Raw genomic sequence first — 12,493 nt, forward strand, 5'->3', positions numbered from 1 at the left:
TCGTCGGCCCGTTTTTCGGCATAATGCTACGTTAAGTTCTCAATGCGAACTTGAACTATGTCAAGTTTTAATCCTTGACATCTGCACCATAGCCCCTTCGTATTGTAGAGTAATAGTCGAATTACATCGATGGTTTTCATCGTTGCTGCACTGTACGCATGGTGGCCGAATGCATAGCATTGCTCGAGACAATGATCTGCGTGCGTGTATCGACGACAAGTTCCGGAGGAAGGATTGACTGTGGTTGCATCGTCTCCACATGAGTCGGATAAGGGTGATGGTCTTTTCGACGACCCGACGCCCGAGCTGGGGCTGACTGGCCGCCCACGCCGACAGATTCCGGAGCCGCCTCAGCTCGATCGCCATGGCCCGGCCACGATCGTCTCGATGTGTAACCAGAAGGGTGGCGTCGGCAAGACGACGTCGACCATTAACTTGGGAGCTGCTTTAGCTGAATATGGGCGACGGGTCCTCCTCGTTGATCTCGACCCTCAGGGGGCACTGTCAGCTGGCCTGGGTATTCCGCATGATGAATTAGATCTCACGGTATTTAACTTGTTGGTGGATCCGTCGACGTCGATTCTTGAGACCATCCACCGAACCGCTGTCTCGGGTTTGGATTTGGTCCCTGCCAATATTGACTTATCCGCAGCGGAAATTCAGTTAGTTAATGAAGTGGGGCGTGAGCAGTGCCTGGGCCGGGCTCTTCGGCCGGTGATAGGCGAATACGATTACATCATTATTGATTGCCAGCCGTCACTTGGTCTGCTCACCGTGAACGCCTTGGCCTGCTCACAGGGAGTCATTATCCCAATGGAATGTGAATATTTCTCCTTGCGTGGCCTTGCTCTCTTGACCGATACCGTTGATAAGGTTCGCGATCGACTGAACTTTAACCTGGAAATTATTGGGATACTGGTCACGATGTTCGATCGCCGAACTCTTCACGCGCGGGAAGTGATGGAGCGCGTGATCGAAGTATTCGGAGATCAAGTTTTCGATTCCGTTATTACGCGGACCGTCAGATTCCCCGAGACATCAGTAGCAGGAGAACCTATTACGACCTGGGCGCCGACGTCGGAAGCCGCGGAACAATATCGGGGCGTGGCCAGTGAAATGGTGGAGCGTTTGAGTAAGTGACCGACGCGGAAGCTGCGATGCCCACTAAGGGCGAGGGCGTCCAAGAGGAAATCACAGGGTTCCGTGTGGCCCTCGCGAATTTTACGGGGCCGTTTGATCTCCTCCTTCAACTCATTCACAGTCACAAAATGGATGTGACCGAGGTTGCTCTCGCGCAGGTCACGGACGAATTTGTCAGCTATACGCGGAGCTTGAGTAAAACCGAGGACCTCGATGAGATCACGGAGTTCCTCGTTATTGCGGCGACCTTATTGGATTTGAAGACGGCGCGCTTGTTGCCTCGGGGTGAGGTCGATAGCGAAGAAGATCTGGCGCTCTTAGAAACCCAAGATCTGTTGTTTGCTCGATTGCTTCAATATCGCGCTTATAAGGAGATCGCCGACGAGTTGCGCGTGCGGCACGCTCATGCAGCCCGACGTTATCCGCGGGCGGTTGGGATGGAAGAACAATTCGCGTCGCTGCTGCCACCGGTACGGATTGATCACACCCCGCAATCATTTGCGGAGATGGCTGCTGCCGTGTTCCGCCCCCGACCACCTGAGACAGTGAATACGTCCCATGTTCACTCTGTGGCCGTGTCTGTCCCGGAGCAAGCCGGGCGCATCCTTTCCATGCTGCATTCCGTCGGTGCGTATTCGTGGTGCTCATTTGAGCAATTGACCTCCGACTGCACGGTATCGATGCAAGTCGTCGGCAGGTTCTTAGCATTGTTAGAGTTATTTAAAGCTCATGCCACTGACATCGACCAAGATGAGCCTTTGGGAGAAATGTTAGTGGCGTGGACGGGTCTTGAGGTTGATCCAGCTGTCGTTGCGGCCGCGAACTGGGAGTAGGTCCTGGTCGCGAGACTAGGGGTCAGTACCTCACATACGAGGATTGGCAGACACGAGGATCGGCGAAGTGACAGATAACACCACGAACCCGAATAATTTACCGAAGATCTCTGCGCTTCGTGCGGCAGTGGAGTCGGTGATGTTGGTGTTGGACGATCCTGCCCCTATTTCTGACATTTCCCGCGCGGTGGGTGCGTCGGAGGAAGACACGCGCGCGGTCATTGACGAGTGGCGAGACGAACTCGATCAACGGGGCAGCGGCATTGAACTGCGTCACGTCGGCGATGGGTGGAGGCTCTACACCAGGGCTGAGCACGCGCCGGCCGTCGAGGCATTTTTGCTGGACGGAGCACAAACAAAGTTGTCGCGAGCGGCACTGGAAACTCTCGCGGTGGTGGCCTATCGTCAGCCGGTAACCCGTTCCCAAGTCGCAGCTGTCCGTGGCGTGAATTGTGACGGGGTCATGCGAACCTTAGCGCTGCGGGGCTTGGTGAAGGAAGTGGGGGAGGCGCAGACCTCGGGAGCTCATTTATATGCCACAACTGAGTTGTTTTTAGAGACGATGGGCTTGTCGGATGTCTCTGAACTGCCAGACTTGGCACCTCTGTTGCCCGATGTGGAAGCGATTGATGAGGCCATCGCAGATTACTGAACACTGTTCAGTAGGGTGGCAAGTATGGAGGATCTTGCACGTTTCGACCAAGAACATATTTGGCATCCATACGACCCGATGCCAGCAGCAGTACCTTCCATCCCCGTGACGTCCGCGGAAGGAGTTACGCTGCATCTTGACGATGATCGAAACATCATTGACGGGATGAGTTCCTGGTGGGCTGTAGCACACGGACATCGCCATCCACACTTGGTTGAGGCCGCGCACAGACAAATTAATCAGATGCCACATGTGATGTTTGGAGGACTGACTCACAAACCGGCAGTGGATTTAGCCGAGTGGCTGGTAGATATCACGCCAGAGGGTCTTGACCTGGTTTTTTATTCTGATTCAGGGTCGGTCTCTGTTGAGGTCGCCATCAAGATGGCCCTCCAATATCAGATGGGGAATGGCCATCCAGAGCGCAACCGGCTCGTGACGTGGCGACGCGGGTATCACGGCGATACTCAGGGGCCCATGAGTGTGTGCGACCCCGAGGGCGGCATGCACTCTCTGTGGCGGGGCACCTTGGTGGAACAAGTTTTCGCCCCCGAACCCCCAGCTGATCCGCGCTGCGACGTGGGCCATCTTGCCGATGACGATGGTTCCGGTGGTGCGCGCCTCAGCGACGATGAGCTCGAGTCTTATCTACGTGAATTCGAGACATATATCGACGACACCATTGCGGGCGTGATTATTGAGCCGGTCGTGCAGGGGGCCGGTGGCATGCGATTCCACGACCCACGATTGGTTGCTGGCCTTCGCCGCGTGTGCGATGACCACGACATCCTCCTCATTGCCGACGAGATCGCCACAGGTTTCGGACGTACGGGGAGTCTCTTTACCTGCGAGGCGGCCACGATCACCCCGGACATTATGTGCGTCGGCAAAGCCCTGACCGGGGGAATGATGAGTTTTGCCGCCACGCTGACCACCCGGCACGTAGGCGATGTGATTTCGACGCCCCAGGGCGGCGGAGCCTTAATGCACGGGCCGACTTTCATGGGCAACCCACTGGCATGCTCGGTGGCTCGCGCCGCGGGCGACCTCATTGATGACGGCTACTGGCGATCGACAGTTCCGCGCATTGAACAGGAATTACGCCACGGTTTGGCCCCACTTGCCGATGCTGAACAGGTGTCCTCGGTGCGGGTCCTGGGCGCTATCGGCGTCGTCGAACTAGCTCACCCTGTCGATATGAAGGTCGCGACGAAGGTAGCCGTGGAGTCGGGGGTGTGGCTTCGACCTTTCGGAAAGCTGGTTTATAGCATGCCGCCGTTTATATCGACCAGCAGTGACATCGAAAAAATCTGCGCGGCGATGCGGAACATTGTCGCTGCGTCGGCCTGAGTGACCGGAGTCATCACAGAGGTGTTCGGTCGGGATTATTTACTGACCTAATGAGAGGAGATTAACAATGAGCATTGTCATCATGACGGGAACAGGGACAGATGTCGGCAAGACTGTCGCTACTGGAGCGGTTGCCTGCGTCCTTCAGAAGGAGGGATATGAGCCCTTCATCGTGAAGCCGGCGCAAACTGGTGAACCCGAAGGCGAAGGCGACGCTCCCCGTGTTACCGCCTTGACCGGCATTGATAATGCGGAGACGCTATACCGGTTCCCCGAACCACTTGCCCCAGCGACGTCGGCGCGCCGGGCGAATATGCCATACCCCGAGCTCACAACCGTTGCCGAAGAGATTAAGTCTTTCGATAAGCCAGGTCGCGTTGTTCTCGTCGAGGGTGCTGGCGGGCTCCTTGTGCGTATCGGTCAGGACTGGACCATTGCCGATCTAGCCCGAGAGCTGGGTGCCCCGATTATTGTTGTGTGCTCAACAGGTCTCGGAAGTTTGAACGAGGCTGAATTGACGGTGGAAGCTGCCACACGCCGGGGCCTGACGGTGCTTGGTTTAATAGGTGGGTCCATTCCGGACTCCCCAGATTTGGCGACGCGGTGCAATAAGGAAGACTTGCCGGTGGTTACCGGGACCGATGTCTTGGGGTACATACCCGAGGGAGCTGGCGGCTGGTCACAGCAGCGGTTCGTGCAGGAGGCACCTGGGTTTTTCGTACCAGATGTTGTCGGTCGGGTCACTCGTGAGAGCGATTAATTGCTAGAGGCTGAATGGTGACGTGACCGCGTTTGTTGGCCAGTGAGTCTGCGCCTGGCAGATGTGTTGCCACGCGATTGCGTCGCCACGCTCGTCAAGATAATGACACGAGTGAAGAACGTGATAGACTCACCGGTCACCATATGTTTTGCGTGGACGGCCGCTTATTTTTCATGCTATGAACCGGCGCCACGTTATCCCCTGTTTTTCAAAAGTGTAAATAACGCATAAATACGGAAAGGTCCACATCGTGGCTTCTACCGCTCGCCGTGACGGCACACCGGAATACGTACCCAAGGCCAAGCCCGCCCGCCATCAACACGTCAAGGGCACATCGCCCGCCCATCATTCAGGTGAGGGCATTCGCCTGCAAAAGGTCTTGGCCGCTGCTGGCGTCGCCTCGCGCAGGATGTCAGAAAAACTCATCGACGAGGGGCGAGTCGAGGTCAACGGGGACATCGTGACCCGTCAGGGCGTCCGCGTGGATCCCGATTATGACGTGATTCGCGTTGATGGCAGCAGAGTCGTCGTCGACGAATCGATGCAGTACTTCGCGTTGAACAAACCACGCGGCGTTCAGTCCACCATGCATGATGATATGGGTCGGCCCTGCGTCGGCGATATTGTTGGCGAGAAAGTCGACGCTGGTCAGAGGCTTTTCCACGTCGGCCGTTTGGATGCTGCGACACAGGGGCTTCTGCTTTTGACTAATGATGGCGAGCTAGCGAACCGGTTGATCCATCCCAAATACGGAATCAAGAAAACCTACCTCGCGACCGTTCTCGGTGAAGTCGACAAGAAAGATCTCCGACGCCTGACGCAGGGGATTGAGTTGGACGATGGCACCGCCCGCGCCGACGACGCTGACATCATCGACGTCTGGCAAGGCCGTTCGCTCGTGAAAGTAGTGCTCCACGAGGGGCGCAAGCACATCGTGCGACGGATGCTCAAAGCAGCTGGTTTCCCGGTGCAGGAGCTGGTTCGAACGAAGATCCACACGGTGCAGTTGGGTGAGCAGACTCCGGGAACACTGCGTGCCTTGAACCGTTCGGAACTGACCAGCTTGTTTAATGCTGTTGATATGTAACAACCCGTACTATGTAGAACTCTCGCGTCTAGTTTCGTGTGACCCGATGTAACCGGGATTATGCAATGGCAGAACGGAATAATTAGGAGTTTAGTGATGTCAATTACTCGTACATCGGATGACTCAACACTCGCCAACACACCAGGGGGAGGTGTGATCGTCGCGGTCGATGGACCATCCGGCACGGGCAAATCCACGGTCTGCCGGACCGTCGCCTCGCGATTGAACGCATCCTACTTAGACACCGGAGCTATGTACCGCGTGGCCACCCTCCACGTGCTCAATGCCGGAATCGACCCCGAGGATTCCGACGCTGTCATCGAGGCAACCTCTGACTTACCTATCGCGATTAACGACGACCCGCATTCGACCGAAGTCATTCTCGACGGAACCAACGTGGCCGATGACATCCGGACGGCACGAGTGACACGGGCGGTCTCGTCGGTAGCAGCGATCCCTGAAGTCCGCCAGAACCTTGTGGCCCTGCAGCGCTCCTTGGCCCACAAGGCTGGACGATGTGTTGTCGAAGGACGCGATATCGGCACCGTCGTCCTAGCGGACGCACCCTGCAAAGTCTTCATGACGGCTGAGCCGAGCATCCGCGCCCAACGACGGTACGACCAGGATCGCGAAGCTGGCCGAGACATCACCTTCGACGAGGTATTACGGGACGTTCAAGAACGCGACCGTAAGGATTCATCGCGGACAGACTCGCCGCTCATGCCAGCCGACGACGCCATCGTCGTCGACACGAGCCACCAGGGCATTGACGAGGTCGTCGAGACCATCATCTCCCTGGTCCGCCAATCGAGCAGCGATAACGACCGAGCCGACGACGACCGGCCTGATGAGGACAGTTCACTCGAGGATCTCGTCTTCACCACGACAGAAGGCCAGGCCATTGGCGACGAGGACAGTGTCGACACCGTCGACATCGCTGACGCCACTGACGCGGATGAACACACTGACCGCGCCGACGACGGCGACCACACTGACGAACCCAGCGGCGACGCAACCGACGGTGACATCACCGACGACGAGGTCAACAACCTCCTCGTTACCTCCGACAGTGACACCGATTGGCACTCTGTCGAGGAAGCATTCGGCGTCTTCGACGACGCCGGATACACCTCCGAAGCACTATGCACCGTCGCCATCCTCGGCCGACCGAACGTAGGTAAATCCACACTCGTCAACCGTTTCATCGGACGCCGTGAAGCCGTCGTCGAAGACTTCCCAGGAGTCACACGCGACCGCATCTCATACCTCGGCGAATGGAACGGCCGACGCTTCTGGGTACAAGACACCGGCGGATGGGACCCCGACGCTAAAGGCATGCACGCGGCCATCGCCCGCCAAGCCGAAGGCGCGATGAAAACAGCCGACGTCATCGTCTTCGTCGTCGACAGCCAAGTCGGAATCACCGCATCCGACGAAATGCTCGCCCGCAAACTACACCGCGCCGAGCAACCCGTCGTTCTCGTCGCCAATAAATTCGACTCGCCCACGCAATACGGCGACCTCGCGGAATTCTGGGCCCTCGGCCTCGACAACCCCTACCCGGTGTCGGCCAAACACGGCCACGGCGCCGCCGATGTTCTCGACGAAGTCATCCGACTCTTCCCCGACAAACCACGGCAAGAATCCATCACATCGGGGCCGCGCCGGGTCGCCCTCGTCGGCAAACCTAACGTCGGTAAGTCGAGCTTGCTCAACAAGATGACGGGGGAGGATCGAGCCGTCGTCGATGATGTTGCGGGAACGACCGTCGACCCCGTTGACTCGCTCGTCGAGCTTGACCAAAAGACCTGGACCTTCGTCGATACTGCTGGTATCCGGAAGAAAACGAAGAAGGCAACGGGCCACGAGTATTACGCGGGCCTGCGAACGCGGGGTGCCATCGATGCGGCGGAGGTCGTTGTCTTTATTGTCGACGCTTCTGAACCAGTGACCGAGCAGGATCAGCGTGTTCTGCGCATGATCTTGGATTCCGGGCGAGCGCTGGTGGTTGCTTACAACAAGTGGGACATGGTTGATGAGGATCGTCGGGATATGCTCGACCGCGAGATTGAGCTGCAGCTCTCGCACATCCCGTGGGCTCGGCGTGTGAACATCTCGGCGAAAACCGGGCGGGCGATTCACAAGCTCGAGCCCGCGATGATCGAGGCCCTAGAGAGCTGGGATGGCCGTGTTCCCACAGGTCAGCTCAATACGTGGCTGCGGGCGGTCATTGCTGAGACGCCTCCTCCGATGCGGGGCGGTCGTCTGCCGAGAGTCTTGTTTGCGACGCAGGCATCCACACGGCCACCGGTGATCGTGCTGTTTACTACCGGTTTTCTGGAACATGGGTACCGACGTTTCCTCGAACGGAAGTTCCGCGAGACTTTCGGCTTTACCGGTTCGCCCGTGCGGATTGCTGTGCGTGTGCGGGAAAAGCGGGGGAGGAAGTAGTTTTCTTCCTACCCCTCGTGCTGGCGGCGCATAATGAATGCGTCCGTCCTGTAGGGCAACTCGATGGGCTGATGCTCAGGTAGCTCGAGATGCTGGTAGAGATACCAACGGAGATTATTATCGACGTGCTCGCGAGTTTTTTCCGTGGCCCGTAACCAATAAGATCGGGTATGGGCCAAGTGGATCATGTTGTGCGCCGTAATGGCTTGGTTGAATGTGCCACGCCATTCGTCAGCAATAGTCCACGGCGGCGCGACCTGGGGGATAAAGCCGGGGCGCAAAATATCCCCAGAATGCATAATCCGCGCTAACCGATGCACCCACGGGACGCTGACATCGAGCGTGTTCCACACAAGCAGGCACATACCATCCGGAATCAGAACCCTGTCCAGCTCTCGGCATGCCTGGTCTGTATCGAGCCAATGCCACGTTTGTGCACACGTTGCCGCAGTAAGGCACGAATCGGCGAGCCCGTTTGACTCCGCACGAGATCGAATGACCGGAACATGGGGGAGACGTGCCACACACGAAGAGGTCATTTCAGCCGAAGGGTCCGATGCGAGGACGCTACCCGGAAACCGCTTGTCAAGATCTACCGTCAAAGAGCCCGGGCCTGCGCCTATATCGAGTATCCGCAGCGGGGTATCAAAATCGCGGTGATTAGTCTGGCCCATGTGGCGCGCGAGGAGATCAACAACCTCAGCGGGGTAGCCAGGGCGCACAGACCCATAGTTCGACACCCCGCGGTGAAAGGAGTTGGCAGCTTCCACACGGTTCTCGGAGGAGGCAAAAGTAGGGCGATCACGTTGAGATCGGGTAGGAATCTGCTGGCCGGGAGAATACGCCGGCCTCGATGGTGTCATCGCGTGCGAATCACCATCGGGAAAATGAGAAAAGCCGCGTCCATCAGGGTTTATATGCACAACACATCCCCAACGGTAGCGGCCTCAATTATTATCGTGTCGGACTGACAGGATTTGAACCTGCGACCCCTTGACCCCCAGTCAAGTGCGCTACCAAACTGCGCCACAGTCCGATCGCCCCATCAGAGGCAACCACTGCAGCATACCGCAGCCGATTGCGACCGCAAAAAACTAGGCTTGAGGTGGGGAGACAGGTGACTCAGTGACGACGATCCCGTCGGCGTCGCATGTCACATACTGGCCGGGGACAAAATCCACTCCGCCGAAGTTCACGACAATATCGCGCTCACCGTCGCCAGTTTTGCTGGATTTCCGCGGATTCGTGCCCAGAGCTTTCACACCGAAATCCATATCCTTGATCTCCGCAGAGTCACGGATTGCGCCGTAAATAACGATCCCAGACCAACCATGATTACGCCCAAGGGCCGCGACATTATCGCCCATCAACGCAGTATGAATGCTCCCGCCACCATCGACAACAAGCACCCCACCGTCGCCGTCGGTACTCAACACAGATTTAAGAAGGGCGTTATCCTCATAACACCGCACCGTCGAAATCCGGCCGGCAAACTCACCACGGCCACCATAATTGAGAAATTGCACATCACACGAGCGCACCGACGGGCCAACAGCGTCGACAATATCGGCTGTAGGGACGATCGCCTGGGTACCCGCGCTCTCAGGGGCGGACTCACGTTTATTATGCATAGCCAGCAGATTAACCTGAATCGCTCCCACCTGGTGTGACTTTGCCAAGAAAGGACTCCCCATTGCCGCCATCATCTGGACTACGCTGGGGAGCCGGCCCGGTCTCACCGGACGCGAAACATGACGCCAACCAAAAAACGCTAACGTAATCACACGTAACTTCTTCACGTAGCAAGGACGACCCCTATGGCCACATGGCTTCGGAAACTCACCGGTTCCCGGCGAAAAAACACAGCTGAGATCTCCCGCGCCACCACGCTCGGAGACCACACAGCCACACTCACCGACGCCGACCTCCGAAGAACCTTCGACACCGCGCTACGAGACAACGACACCGCCACCATGCTCGCGACGCTACGAGAAGCCTCCACGCGAACAATCGGACTCACCCCATTCGACTGCCAACTCCGAGGAGCCCAAGAACTCCTCAAAGGCAATGTCATACAAATGGCCACCGGCGAAGGAAAAACACTCGTCGGAGCACTCGCAGCGATCATCTACGCCCACCAAGGCCGAAAAATCCACTGCATCACCGTCAACTCCTATTTAGCAGGACGAGACGCCGACTGGATGGGACCACTCTTCAACTTCTTCGACGTCACCGTCGGCGCCATCCACGAACACATGACCGCAGACCAACGCCGCGCCACATACTCAAACGACGTCGTCTTCGGCTCCATCAACGAAATAGGATTCGACGTCCTCCGCGACCACCTCATCACACGCCGCGAAGACCAAGTACAACCCACACCAGACGTCGCCATCGTCGACGAAGCCGACTCCGTCATGGTCGACGAAGCCCTCGTCCCCCTCGTCCTCGCCGGCAGCGCACCCGGCCACGCACCCACCGGCCGCATCAGCGAAGTCGTCCGCAACCTCACCAAAGACGAGGACTACAGCATTGACGACGACCAACGAAACGTATTCCTCACCGACAAAGGCGCACATACCATCGAAAAACGCCTCGGCCTATCCTCCCTCTACGACGCCGAAAACATCAGCACCACACTCGTCCAAGTCAACGTCGCCCTCCACGCCAAAGAACTCCTGGTCAAAGACGTGCACTACATTGTCCGCGACGGGAAAGTCGCCCTCGTCGACAATTCAAAAGGACGCATAGCCGACCTCCAACGCTGGCCCGACGGACTACAATCCGCCGTCGAAGCCAAAGAAGGACTCGACGTCACCGACGGCGGACGAGTACTCGACACCATCACCATCCAAGCGCTCCTCGGCCGCTACACCAACCTCTGCGGAATGACCGGAACCGCCACCGCCGCCTCCGAACAACTCCGCCAGTTCTACGGCCTCGGCGTCGCCGTCATCGACCCCCACGTCCCTTGCATCCGCGACGACGAAGCAGACCGAATCTTCAGCACCGCCGACGACCGACGCCGCGGCATCATCGAACACATCCAGCAACTCCAACAAGCCGGCCGCCCAGTCCTCGTCGGAACCCACAACGTCGCCGAATCCGAAGACATCCAAGACGCACTCCAAGCCATCGGAGTCGACTGCGTCGTCCTCAACGCAAAAAACCACGAAAAAGAAGCACGCATCATCGCCGACGCCGGACTCCCCGGACGCGTCACCGTATCCACACAAATGGCCGGACGAGGAACAGACATCAAACTCGGCGGAGCACACGAACAGTACCGCGACGACGTCGTCACAGCCGGAGGCCTCGCCGTCGTCGGATTCGGACGCCACCGCAGCGCCCGACTCGACGACCAACTCCGCGGCCGCGCCGGGCGGCAAGGCGATCCGGGGTCCAGCGTCATTTTCGTTTCCCTCGAGGACGACGTTATCGCAGTCGGTGGAGCAGGTGAATCCATCAACGCAATTCCCGATAACAATGGGCAATTGACGCAGAAAAAAGTGTATTCCTTTGTGGATCACTGTCAGCGTGTCACTGAAGGTCAAATGCTTCAGATTCACGCGAATACGTGGAAATACAACAAGCTCATCAATGACCAACGGGTCATCATTGACGAGCGACGCAGCGATATTCTCGATTCCGACGTTGCCTTGAAGGAATTACAGCGTCGTGCCCACCGCGACTTGACCGTGCCACGTGATGTCCAAGTTCAGGCGGCCCGTGATGTTGAGCTCTTTCACCTGGACGAACATTGGGCACGGCACCTCGAATATCTGGATGACATTCGGGAATCAATTCACCTCCGCGCACTCGCCAGAGAGAACCCGGTCGATGAATTTCACCGTATGTCGATTGCCGAGTTTAAGAATCTTGCCACCGGAGCCGTCGATGATGCGGTTGAAACGTGGAGGCATATCACGATCGATAACAATGGTGCCCATCTCGGTGAGCGCGGTCTTCGTCGCCCAAGTTCTACCTGGACTTATATGGTTAATGACAATCCTCTGTCCGGGAATAATGGATCGGTCGTAGGATCAGTTGTTAACTTATTCCGATAGGCTTGCTTTACAACCGTGGTATGTAAGGCAATATCGGATGAGCAATGGAATGCTGACAGCCGGCTGCATATAGCCACATTTAGCAATGAGTACGTAACGAGAGGATAAGTCCGATGGAGTATGACGAGCATCGTGATAACCCCGAAATCCCTC

The 12,493-nt window shown here is 57.4% G+C and carries 10 protein-coding genes and 1 tRNA gene; 8 read left to right on the forward strand and 3 right to left on the reverse strand.

Annotated elements, in window-relative coordinates:
• The first annotated feature begins 240 nt into the window (after window positions 1-240).
• From CKROP_RS04220 to der, 7 genes are all read left to right on the forward strand, one after another.
• A complete protein-coding gene (locus CKROP_RS04220) occupies window positions 241-1,140 on the forward strand; it encodes a ParA family protein (protein WP_012731499.1) in 900 nt (299 codons plus the stop codon).
• A gap of 17 nt (window positions 1,141-1,157) precedes the next feature.
• The gene (locus CKROP_RS04225; protein WP_041629271.1) at window positions 1,158-1,973 is read left to right on the forward strand and encodes a segregation and condensation protein A; all 816 of its coding nucleotides are present in this window, start codon (window positions 1,158-1,160) and stop codon (window positions 1,971-1,973) included.
• A gap of 67 nt (window positions 1,974-2,040) precedes the next feature.
• Complete coding sequence (gene scpB / locus CKROP_RS04230; protein WP_012731501.1) at window positions 2,041-2,625, forward strand: SMC-Scp complex subunit ScpB; 585 nt, start codon at window positions 2,041-2,043, stop codon at window positions 2,623-2,625.
• Between the two features lie 15 nt (window positions 2,626-2,640).
• Window positions 2,641-3,975: an adenosylmethionine--8-amino-7-oxononanoate transaminase gene (locus CKROP_RS04235; RefSeq protein WP_420838940.1), complete on the forward strand. Its 1,335-nt coding sequence runs from the start codon at window positions 2,641-2,643 to the stop codon at window positions 3,973-3,975.
• A 67-nt stretch (window positions 3,976-4,042) separates the two neighbouring features.
• Window positions 4,043-4,735, forward strand: coding sequence for a dethiobiotin synthase (bioD, locus tag CKROP_RS04240; protein ID WP_012731503.1), 693 nt, complete (start codon window positions 4,043-4,045; stop codon window positions 4,733-4,735).
• A gap of 250 nt (window positions 4,736-4,985) precedes the next feature.
• Window positions 4,986-5,822, forward strand: a complete 837-nt coding sequence (locus tag CKROP_RS04245) for a pseudouridine synthase (RefSeq protein ID WP_012731504.1) — start codon at window positions 4,986-4,988, stop codon at window positions 5,820-5,822.
• Window positions 5,823-5,918: 96 nt separating this feature from the next.
• On the forward strand, window positions 5,919-8,273 hold the full coding sequence (gene der / locus CKROP_RS04250; protein WP_012731505.1) for a bifunctional cytidylate kinase/GTPase Der: 2,355 nt from the start codon (window positions 5,919-5,921) through the stop codon (window positions 8,271-8,273).
• A gap of 8 nt (window positions 8,274-8,281) precedes the next feature.
• On the opposite strand, the gene CKROP_RS04255 is transcribed toward der, so the two are convergent.
• The 3 genes from CKROP_RS04255 to rraA form a co-directional block, all read right to left on the reverse strand.
• The gene (locus CKROP_RS04255) at window positions 8,282-9,136 is read right to left on the reverse strand and encodes a class I SAM-dependent methyltransferase (RefSeq protein ID WP_012731506.1); all 855 of its coding nucleotides are present in this window, start codon (window positions 9,134-9,136) and stop codon (window positions 8,282-8,284) included.
• A 99-nt stretch (window positions 9,137-9,235) separates the two neighbouring features.
• Window positions 9,236-9,309: transfer RNA gene (locus tag CKROP_RS04260), tRNA-Pro, on the reverse strand.
• A gap of 58 nt (window positions 9,310-9,367) precedes the next feature.
• On the reverse strand, window positions 9,368-9,904 hold the full coding sequence (rraA, locus tag CKROP_RS04265) for a ribonuclease E activity regulator RraA (RefSeq protein WP_012731507.1): 537 nt from the start codon (window positions 9,902-9,904) through the stop codon (window positions 9,368-9,370).
• A 186-nt stretch (window positions 9,905-10,090) separates the two neighbouring features.
• On the opposite strand from rraA, the gene secA2 reads away from it, so the two are divergent.
• The gene (gene secA2 / locus CKROP_RS04270; RefSeq protein WP_012731508.1) at window positions 10,091-12,340 is read left to right on the forward strand and encodes an accessory Sec system translocase SecA2; all 2,250 of its coding nucleotides are present in this window, start codon (window positions 10,091-10,093) and stop codon (window positions 12,338-12,340) included.
• Window positions 12,341-12,493 lie beyond the last annotated feature (153 nt).

The organism is Corynebacterium kroppenstedtii DSM 44385 (assembly GCF_000023145.1).
Taxonomy (GTDB): domain Bacteria; phylum Actinomycetota; class Actinomycetes; order Mycobacteriales; family Mycobacteriaceae; genus Corynebacterium; species Corynebacterium kroppenstedtii.

Excerpts from the sequence above, each read along its gene's own strand:
- CKROP_RS04225 (WP_041629271.1), top strand. The coding sequence starts at position 1,158 with ATGCCCACTAAGGGCGAGGGCGTCCAAGAGGAAATCACAGGGTTCCGT.
- bioD (WP_012731503.1), top strand. The coding sequence starts at position 4,043 with ATGAGCATTGTCATCATGACGGGAACAGGGACAGATGTCGGCAAGACT.
- der (WP_012731505.1), top strand. The coding sequence starts at position 5,919 with ATGTCAATTACTCGTACATCGGATGACTCAACACTCGCCAACACACCA.
- CKROP_RS04255 (WP_012731506.1), bottom strand. The coding sequence starts at position 9,136 with ATGACACCATCGAGGCCGGCGTATTCTCCCGGCCAGCAGATTCCTACC.
- rraA (WP_012731507.1), bottom strand. The coding sequence starts at position 9,904 with ATGCATAATAAACGTGAGTCCGCCCCTGAGAGCGCGGGTACCCAGGCG.
- secA2 (WP_012731508.1), top strand. The coding sequence starts at position 10,091 with ATGGCCACATGGCTTCGGAAACTCACCGGTTCCCGGCGAAAAAACACA.